This window comes from Candidatus Eisenbacteria bacterium (genome assembly GCA_013140805.1).
In the GTDB taxonomy this organism is placed as follows: domain Bacteria; phylum Eisenbacteria; class RBG-16-71-46; order RBG-16-71-46; family RBG-16-71-46; genus JABFRW01.
In genome coordinates, this window is record JABFRW010000041.1 from 25,580 (window position 1) to 34,816 (window position 9,237).

A 9,237-nucleotide genomic window follows, 5' to 3' on the forward strand; every position below is an offset into this window, starting at 1 on the left:
ACGCCCGCGGCGTCTCGCGTTGTGCTCACCGACCTAGTTCGGCAGGCGTCCGACCTCGTTCGTCACCGTGCCGAGCACGCTGTCCAGCGTGCGCAGCGCATCCACATTGGCCTGATACGCGCGCTGAATCGCGATCAGGTCGACCATCGACAACATCGGATCAACGTTCGGCTCTTCGACCGCACCCTGACGCACGCGCGTCACTTCGGAGTCCGCGATGCCGCGCTCGCCGACCGGCACGAAGCGGCCCGCGGCTTCCTTCAGCAATCGCTGCGGTTCGGCGACGGTTTCGCGGCGCAGTTGACCGACGCCGACGCCGTCCACCCACACGGTACCGTCCACTTCGAGTTCGACTTTCGATCCCTGAATCACGATCGGACCCTCGATGCCGAGCAGCGGATCGCCGTGCACGTCGGTGAGCCGGCCGAGCGTGTCGAGTCGCATCGAGCCACCCCGCGTGAGCCGCTCGCCATTGGGTGTCCCCACCACGAAGAAACCGGGCCCGTCGAGCGACACGTCGAGCGGACGCCCGGTCTCGCGAAACGCCCCCTGGTGCAGGTCGAGCGTGCGCACCGGCACCGGGAAGCGCTCACCCGGGCGCCGCTCGGCGCTCAGGTGATCGCTCTTGAACGAATCGGTGTTCGCGTTCGCCAGGTTGTTCGCCGTCACCTCCTGCAGGCGCAGGTAGAACCCGAGCGAGCGGGCGGTGTTGACGATGCCGTTCAGTGGCATGGCTCCTCCGTGAGCAGTCGACGCCCTCGCGGCGTCGTGAGGCAGATCATCACTGCGTCAAGCAATCCATGTGCCTTGAGTGCCTCGCGCGTCTCGGGTCGCATTGGCTACGACTTGCGCGCGCGTGAGCCGTGGCTCGGGTCGGCGAGCTCCGGTGTGTGCCGGAACTTTGTTCCGGTTTTGCGGAGCACTCTTCCGCTTGCGAGGTCGCTCGAGCGTCTGCGTCCACAGCACCATGCGCACGGCGTCCTGAGCCAGCCGCGTGCGGCGCGCGATCGAGGCGACCGAGTGTCCGTCGCGTACCAGGCGCAGCACACGGTCGCGCGAGACCGTCGAACGAGCCGGTCCGAGCGCGTGAGTGCGACGAATCGATGCGATCAGAGCGAACACCAGCACCGCGAGAAGTGCGGCGGCCACCGACGGTGCGATCGCCAGCAGGTCGGCGCCGTTGAGCGACACCGACGCGCCGTGCCAGCGCAGGAATCGCCACATGGCCGAAGCCGAGTAGAGCGCCGCCATGACGTGACCGCTCACCAGCCCCGCCGCTGCGAAGATCACCACCGTGCCCGCGAGTGCCGCCAGTAATTGTCGGTTCATCACGCCGCCTCCCGGATTTCGATTTCCGAGCGCAGCCGCAGCAACGCTCGGGTGCGGATCTGAGAGACCCGCGACTCGGTGATGTGAAGCACCGCGCCGATCTCGCGGTGACTCAACCCTTCGTAGTACGACAGCGAGAGCACCAGGCGATCGCGCTCGCTCAAAGAATCGAAGGCCTCGCGCAGGCACGTCAGCGTTTCGGCGTGCTCGATGCGAGCACCCGGCAGCTCGTTGCGCTCGTCCGCCAGTGTTTCCGACAACGGCGCGCGATTGCCGGCCTCATTGACCGGCGAGTCGAACGCGAGCATCGGCGCTCCCGGCAAATTGCGACTCCACTTCCAGAACATGTCCAGGTCCACTTCGAGCGCATCCGCCATCTCCTGCGGGTGAGGTGCCCGGCCGAGCTTCTGTTCGAGCCTGGCGTGCGTGCGCGACAGCAGCGATTGACGCTCGCGCACCGTGCGGGGCACCCAGTCCTGCGCGCGCAGTTCGTCGACGATCGAGCCGCGGATGCGCGGCATCGCGTAGGTGCTGAATGCCAGTCCCCGAGCGGGTTCGAAGCCTTCGAGCGCCTGGACCAGCCCAACCGTGCCGGCGCTCAACAGATCGCCGAGTTCGATGTGGCGCGGACTGCGGCGCACGTATTCGTGCGCGGCGCGGTGAACCAGCCCCAGGTAGTGCGCGAGCAGGGCGCTGCGCGCCGTGAGGTCGTTGTTCCCGCGATAGCGCTGCCACAGCGCGTCGGTGATCGGATTCATCGCGACTCTCCCACCGGGGCCGTGAGACCGAGCCGGGTGGCGAGCGTTTGGGTCGCGATCGCAAGTCCGGGTGGTGCTTCGGCGAGCAGCGCGCCGGGCCGGCGCACCGCACGTCCGAGTGCCGCATGCTCGTGCACCGCACCGAGCCAGGTGATCGGGTGGCCGAGGAAGCGGCCGACCGCGAGCTCGAGGCGCGCGAACGAATCGCGCGCTTCGTCGTCGTGAGCGACTCGATTGACCAGCACGTCGACCGGGAGCCCGGGAAGCTCTCGCACGATCAGCTTGAGCACCACGTAGGCATCGCACAGCGCGGCCGGTTCCGGGATCAGCACCAGCACGACGCGGTCGGCTCTCACCGCGGCGGCGCGCAACACGTCGTCGGGGCCCGGACCTGCGTCGACCAGCGAGACATCGAACGCGTCGTGAAGGTGCGACATGCGCAGCTCGTGCCGCGCACGATCCACCGCCGAGAGCCCGCGCAATGCTTCGGCTCCGCCGGCTCCCGGCAGCAACCACATGTGATCGCGAACCCGCGTGAGCATCTCCCCCGGCCGCCGCTCGGCAGTCAGGACCGCTTCGAGCGTCACCGGCGTGCGTGCGCCGAGCAGCAGGTGAAGGTGCCCGAACGCATGCCCCGCGTCCGACACCAGCGTGCGGAGCCCGCGCGCCGCGAGTGTCGCGCCCATCAGTCCGATGAGCGCCGACTGGCCGACGCCACCCTTCCCGCTCGCGAACACCACCGTGCGTCCCTGTCGGGTCGCGGTTTCGCGCGCGCCGCCGGACGGCGTTCCGTATTCGACCGCTGCGCGCGTCACGACACCAGCTCCAGTCTCGCCGCCGAAGCCGAACGATCTCCGCTCGGCGCGGTCGCGCCGCGCGGGGATCGCGCGTCGCGCATCGCCCCTTCGAGCCCCATTGCACGCAGATCCGAAGGGATCTCCTGCCCATCTCCGTACCAGCGGACCGGCAGCGCCAGCGATTCGGCCAGCTCGAACGCGATCCGATCGTTCGGATGCTCATCGAGCTTGGTCGGCAACACGTGCGTTGCGCCCAGGTCGCGCACCCGTTCGAGCGCCACCGCCGCCGCCGCGCGCGAAAGGCCCGCGGGAATCACGGCGTGCGTCTCGAGTGGATACAGCACGTGCAACAAGCCGCGCAGCGTGTCGTGATCCTCGCGCCGGCGCGGTCCGCGTCCCGGCGTGTCGACCAGCACCACATCGCAACGGCGCAGGTGCTTGAGCGCGCGCGGAACGTCCTCCGCGCGATGCGCGAACTCGACCGGCGTGCGCGCCAGCGCGCCCAGCGAGCGCAGCTCCTCGACCGCGCCCGCCCGGAAGGTGTCGAGCCCGAGCACGCCGACCACCAGTCCGCCCAGCACGTCCGGGTGACTCGCCAGCTTGGCGAGCGTGGTGGTCTTGCCGCCACCGGTCGGGCCGACCAGCGCGATGACGGGCGGGAACTCGTCGCGACGCGCGGCGAGCGCGAGCGGTGACAGCGTCCGCGCCGCGAGTGACGCGCGTGCGATGTGCGAGAGCCGGGGCGAGTCGGCCGTGCGTGACTCGCCGGCGCCCGGCGTGACCGCGCGCGGCGGGCCGATGCGCTTCACTCCGGCGCGCGGTGCGAACGCATGGGGATCGCCCGGTCGCACGGCAGTCAGCGCGAGTTCGCGCCCTTCGCGCCCGACCGACAGCACGATGGCGTCAGGCCCCAGTGCTGCGCGCGCGCGCGCGAGCAGGGTGTGGAGTTCGGGTCCGGTAAAGGTCTCAGGCGGCACGTTCGAGCTCCCACAGGGCAAGGGTTTCGATCGGGGTCTGCGGCGGCAGCTCGGCGAGCGAGATCACCGGCAACCGGGGCAGCAGCGGTTCGACCAGACGGCGGATTCCGACACGCAGCGCCGGCGGGGTGACGAGCGGCGGCAGCCGCCCGTCGCTGCGCTGCGACTGCGCGAGGTTCGTGAGCGATTGCAACGCCCGCGTGAGCTGCGCGGGATCGAGCGGTGATTGCCCCTCACGGGCGCGCGCGGTGAAGAGCTGCATCAGTGACACTTCGAGGCGCGGTCCCACCGCCAGCGCCCGCACCGGTCCACGGCTCGAGCCGAGCTGCTGAGCGATCTGGGCACCGAGTGCTCGGCGCGCGACTTCCGTGAGCGCTTCCGGATCCTTGGTCTGCTCGCCGGCGTCGGACAGCGCCTCGAGAATCACGACCAGGTCGCGCACCGCCACGCCCTCGCGCAGCAGGCGCTGCAGCACGCGATGCACCGCGCCGAGCGACAGCTTGTTCGGCACCACGTCCTCGATCAGCGCCGGATGCGTCTCTTTCAAACCGTCGAGCATCTGACGCACGCCCTGCCGGGTGAGCAGCTCGGCCGCATGGGTGCGGATGGTTTCGAGCAGATGCGTGATCATCACGGTCGCGGGTTCCACCACCACGTAGCCGGCGGCTTCCGCCTCGACGCGCTGCGACGGATCGATCCACACCCCGCGCATGCCGAAGCTCGGGTCCTCGGCCGGAACGCCATCGAGCGGCGCCGCGGTGCCACGCAGGTCGAGCGCGAACAGATGGCGCGCCAGCAGATCGCCGCCGCCGACGCGCGCGCCGCGCAGCTTGATCACGTACTCGCCGTGGCCGAGCTGCACGTTGTCGCGGATGCGAGTGGGCGGCACCAGCAGTCCGATCTCGAACGCAATCTGCTTGCGAAGCACGCCGATGCGTTGCAACAGGTCACCGCCCTGCGCGGCATCGGCGAGCGGCACCAGCCCGTAACCGATCTCGATTTCGAGCGGCTCGATCGACAGCATCTCCGACATCGCGGGCGGCTCCTCGCCGACCGTGGCCGCGTCCTTCGCAGTGGCCTCGGTCTCGGCGAGCTCGGCGGCTTCGGTCGCGCGGCGGCTGCGCAGCACGAACGCGGTCGCGGCGAGAACTCCGGAGAGCCCGAGGAACGGCAGCATCGGCAACCCCGGCACCAGCGCGAACACGCCGAGGATCCCCGATGCGGTCCACAACGGACGCACGTTGCGGGTGAGCTGGCTCGCGACCGACGGTGCCATCGAACCGCCGCCCGAGCCGTAGGTCACCAGCAGGCCGGCCGCGGTGCTCACGATCAGCGCCGGGATTTGCGTCACCAGTCCGTCGCCGATCGTGAGCGCCGAGTAGGTGTGGAACGCCTCGCCGGCCGCGAGCCCGCGCTGCGTCATGCCGATGATCACGCCGCCGACCAGATTGATGATCGTGATCACGAGCCCCGCGACCGCGTCGCCGCGCACGAACTTGGCGGCGCCGTCCATCGCGCCGTAGAAGTCGGCGTAGCGGGCGATCTCCTCGCGGCGCCGGCGCGCCTCGTGTTCGTCGATGAGCCCGGCGCTCAGATCCGCGTCGATGCTCATCTGGCGGCCGGGCATCGCGTCCAACGTGAAACGTGCCGCCACCTCGGCGATGCGTCCCGCACCCTTGGTGATGACCATGAAGTTGATCACGACCAGGATCAGGAAGATGACGAGCCCCACCACCACGTTTCCGCCGATCACGAAGTTTCCGAACGCCCGGATCACTTCGCCGGCGTGGCCGGTGCTGAGAATCAGTCGGGTACTGCTGACGTTGAGGCCCAGTCGCAGCAGCGTGAGCAACAGCAGAAGGCTCGGGAACACGCTGAACTCGAGCGGGTCGCGAGTCGCGACCGTGACCAGCATCACGACCAGCGAGAGCGCGAGGCTCATGGCGAGCAGGATGTCGAGCATCAGCGGCGGAAGCGGCACCACCAGCAGCGCCACCACCGCGACCACACCGATCGCGAGCACCGTCTCGGCGGTGCCCGGGATCTTCGGCAGCGAGAAGCCGTTCCCGGGCCGCACCGTGCGCGGCGCAGGCGCGCCGATCGCGCGTCCCCCCGGCGAGGTGCGCACGCCGGCGGCGCCGCCCGGCATCGAGACCGCGCTCATCGAATGCTCCGATCAAGTCCCGGAAGCGCGCCGCCGGCAGCGAGCCGTTTGCGGTAGACGAAGGCGAGGATTTCGGCGATCGCGCCGAACAGCACCGGCGGCACCATGCGGCCGACCCTGGCAGTCGCGAACAGCGCGCGCGCCACGGCCACGTTCTCCACCACCGGCACGTTGGCCTTGAGGGCGATCTCCTTGATGCGGACCGCGAGCTTGCGCTGACCCATCGCGACCACCAGCGGTGCCGGCGCTTCGTCGGGGTCGTAGCTCAGAGCCACCGCGATGTGGACCGGGTTCACCACCACCACGTCGGCGGTGCGAACCGCGTGCAGCATGTGCTGGCGGGCGCGCGCGCGCGCCACCGACTGCATGCGCGCCCTGACCATCGGGTCGCCTTCGGCCTCGCGATTCTCGCGCACGATTTCGTCGCGACTCATGCGCAGCCCGCGCTCGTGCTTCCACCACTGGATGCCGTAGTCGGCGGCCGCGAGCACCAGGTAGGCGAGCCCGCAACTCATCATGACGCGCATCAGCGCGTGTCCCGCGACCTGCAGCACCTGCGCCGGAGACGCACCCGACAGCACCGCGAGCTCGGGACGCGTCTGGTCGAGCGAGCGCCACGCGACGAGCCCCAGGACGCTCAGCTTGAGGATCGACTTGGCGAGCGTCCACAGCGCCTCGGGCTGCAGCAAGCGCTGGACGCCCTGGAGCGGATTCAGATTCGAGAACTTGGGCAGCAGCGGCTTCATCGAGATCACGCCGCGCGTCTGTGCGAGGTGCACCAGCACGATGATCGCCGCCAGCGCTCCGCCGAACGGCAACAGCGTCGAAGTGAATCGCATCGTGAGTGCCCGCAGCATCGCCACGGCGCCCATCAGCGTCATGGGATCCGAGCTGATCGCCGAGGCGCTCATGTGCAGCGTGGACTCGATCAGACGTGCGAACTCGCGCGCACCGCCGCTGGCGAGCAATGCCGCTCCACCCAGCAGCGACGCGGCCGCCGTCAGTTCCGCGCTGCGCGCGACCTGACCCTCGGAGCGCGACTGTTCGCGCCGCCTCGCGGTCGGGGCTTCGGTCCGTTCCTGTTCGGAGCGCTGTCCGTCGGCCATGGCTCAGTGCCCGCCCGCGGTCAGGGCCGCCACGCTGCGTTCGATCGCGAACGGAAGATTCGAGAAGCCGTGCTCGAGTGCGCCCGCGGTCCACGGCAGCAGAGCGCCGGTGATCACGAAGCCGACGGCCGTCGAGATCGGCAGCGAGACCATCATGGCGTTCAGGTGCGGTACCGCGCGGCTCAACACCACCAGCGCGACGTTGGCCAGCAGCAGCGCGACGATCACCGGCGCGGCGGTTGCGACGGCCGCTTCGAACAGCGTGCGGCCCAGCGCCACCAGCGCGACACCGTTGCCGGGATCGAGCGGCGTTCCGGGCGGCAGCTGCGTGAGACTCTCGGCAACCCCGCGCAGCAGCGCGACGTGGCCGCCGAGCTGCACGTAGATGCCGAGCGCCAGGAACGATTGAATCTGCGCGAGCCCCGGTGATTCGAGCTCCGGCATCGGTGCGAGAGCCGGCCCGAGCGAGAGGCCCATCTGCGTCGACACCACTTCACCGGCCAGCGATGCGCCGTACACGATGAGTGCGGCCGAGAGCCCGATCACCACTCCGATCGAGAGTTCGCCCGCCATCATCATGGGCAGTTCGAGCGCATGGGGCGCCGTCGAGAGCGGCGGGCAGGTCGGCAACAGTGCGGCCGAGAACACCACGATCGCCGCCGCTCGCACACGCCGCGGCACACTCGCCATCGACCACAACGGCGCGATCAGGAACAGACCCGAGAAGCGTGCACTCACACACGCGAAGGCCGGCCATCGATCGGGTGCGAACAACGCCTCGAGCCCGTTCATGCCGCGAGGCTCGGAAGGCTGCGGATCATCTGGACGACGTAGCCCACCAGGGTTCCGAGCACCCACGGCAGCGTGATCGCGAACACCAAAGCCATCAGCACCAGCTTGGGCAGGAACGTGAGCGTCTGCTCCTGGAGCTGCGTCACGGCCTGCACCACGCTGACCGCCACGCCGACCAGCAGCGCGGTGAGCAGCAGCGGTGCCGCGACGGTGAGCGACATCGTCAGCGAGTGCCGAATGAGATCGACCGCAAACGAGGAGTTCATGGCGTCACCGGAAGCTCTGGACGAGGTTCTGGACCACCAGCACCCAGCCGTCTGCGAGCACGAACAGCAACAGCTTGAGCGGCAGCGAGATCATCATGGGCGGCAGCATGAACATGCCGAGGCTCATGAGGACCGAGGCGACCACCAGATCCACCACCACGAACGGCAGGAAGATCACGAAGCCCATCTGGAAGGCGGTGCGCAGCTCGCTGGTCACGAATGCCGAGACCACCGTGACGACCGGGAGCTCCTCGACGGCGAGCGACGAGTCGACGCCGGTGAGCTCGGCGAACGTCTCGAGGTCCTGGGTGCGCGTGTTCGAGAGCATGAACTCGCGCATCGGCCCGAACCCGCGCGTGTAGGCGTCGGCCTGCGGAAGTTGACCCGCGATGTAAGGCTGGATCGCCTCGCGATTCACCTGATCGAGCACCGGGTGCATGACCACGCCGGTGAGCAGCACCGACAGAGCCACCAGCAACTGCGTAGGTGGCGCGGTCTGGGTGCCGAGTGCGGTGCGCAGGAAGTGCAGCACGATCAGAATGCGCGTGAAACTGGTCATGAGCAGGAACAGCGCGGGCAACAGCGTGAGCGCACCCAGGAACACTACGAGCCCGACCATGCCGTCCAGTTGCACGCCGTTCGCGCCGTCACCGATCGAGATCTGCACTTGAGGCGGCTGAGGTACGACGATGTGCAGAGCTCCCGGCGAGAGCACCGGCGGCGAACCGGTGCGCAGCGTCGGCGCCGAGGTCGAAGGCTGCGGCACGGTCGTGTTGATGGGACGCGGCGCCAGTGCGGCCGGCGCGGTCGCCGCGTTGGGCGTGGCCGCCGCAGCCGCCTGCTTCGCGAGCGCCAGTGCTGCGGCCCGCGTGGGTGAAGTCGCGGTCTGCTGCGCGAGCACCGGTGCGGCTGCCGCGAGCGTCAGCGTGAGTGCGACTCCTGCAACCAGCACCGCCGCTCCACTGCGCGAGCCGCGCGAAAACGCTTCGCGCAGCTTCTGCGCGAGCATGGCGGCCGGCGCCGGAGTCGCCTGCAGGCGCGCGAGCAG

The 9,237-nt window shown here is 69.5% G+C and carries 10 protein-coding genes; all 10 read right to left on the bottom strand.

Features of this window, described 5'->3' with window-relative positions; genetic code table 11:
- Nucleotides 1–33: 33 nt before the first annotated feature.
- From HOP12_04025 to fliP, 10 genes are read right to left on the bottom strand one after another with little or no spacing between them, the layout of a single operon-like run.
- Complete coding sequence (locus HOP12_04025; protein NOT33320.1) at nucleotides 34–732, bottom strand: flagellar hook basal-body protein; 699 nt, start codon at nucleotides 730–732, stop codon at nucleotides 34–36.
- 57 nt (nucleotides 733–789) lie between these two features.
- Entirely contained in the window at nucleotides 790–1,329 is a 540-nt protein-coding gene (locus HOP12_04030; GenBank protein NOT33321.1) for a hypothetical protein, read from the bottom strand.
- On the bottom strand, nucleotides 1,329–2,087 hold the full coding sequence (locus tag HOP12_04035; protein ID NOT33322.1) for a FliA/WhiG family RNA polymerase sigma factor: 759 nt from the start codon (nucleotides 2,085–2,087) through the stop codon (nucleotides 1,329–1,331). The genes HOP12_04030 and HOP12_04035 overlap by 1 nt, the downstream gene beginning before the upstream one ends.
- A complete protein-coding gene (locus HOP12_04040) occupies nucleotides 2,084–2,902 on the bottom strand; it encodes a hypothetical protein (GenBank protein NOT33323.1) in 819 nt (272 codons plus the stop codon). Before HOP12_04040 ends, HOP12_04035 begins: the two co-directional genes overlap by 4 nt.
- On the bottom strand, nucleotides 2,899–3,861 hold the full coding sequence (locus HOP12_04045; protein NOT33324.1) for a hypothetical protein: 963 nt from the start codon (nucleotides 3,859–3,861) through the stop codon (nucleotides 2,899–2,901). Before HOP12_04045 ends, HOP12_04040 begins: the two co-directional genes overlap by 4 nt.
- The gene (flhA, locus tag HOP12_04050) at nucleotides 3,851–6,010 is read right to left on the bottom strand and encodes a flagellar biosynthesis protein FlhA (GenBank protein NOT33325.1); all 2,160 of its coding nucleotides are present in this window, start codon (nucleotides 6,008–6,010) and stop codon (nucleotides 3,851–3,853) included. Before flhA ends, HOP12_04045 begins: the two co-directional genes overlap by 11 nt.
- Before the next feature lie 11 nt (nucleotides 6,011–6,021).
- Nucleotides 6,022–7,131 carry an EscU/YscU/HrcU family type III secretion system export apparatus switch protein gene (locus HOP12_04055; GenBank protein NOT33326.1) on the bottom strand — a complete coding sequence of 370 codons (1,110 nt, stop codon included), beginning with the start codon at nucleotides 7,129–7,131 and terminating at the stop codon, nucleotides 6,022–6,024.
- Nucleotides 7,132–7,134: 3 nt separating this feature from the next.
- Nucleotides 7,135–7,923 carry a flagellar biosynthetic protein FliR gene (locus tag HOP12_04060; protein ID NOT33327.1) on the bottom strand — a complete coding sequence of 263 codons (789 nt, stop codon included), beginning with the start codon at nucleotides 7,921–7,923 and terminating at the stop codon, nucleotides 7,135–7,137.
- Entirely contained in the window at nucleotides 7,920–8,189 is a 270-nt protein-coding gene (gene fliQ / locus HOP12_04065; protein NOT33328.1) for a flagellar type III secretion system protein FliQ, read from the bottom strand. The genes HOP12_04060 and fliQ overlap by 4 nt, the downstream gene beginning before the upstream one ends.
- Nucleotides 8,190–8,193: 4 nt before the next feature.
- Complete coding sequence (gene fliP, locus HOP12_04070) at nucleotides 8,194–9,198, bottom strand: flagellar type III secretion system pore protein FliP (protein ID NOT33329.1); 1,005 nt, start codon at nucleotides 9,196–9,198, stop codon at nucleotides 8,194–8,196.
- Between the last annotated feature and the right edge of the window lie 39 nt (nucleotides 9,199–9,237).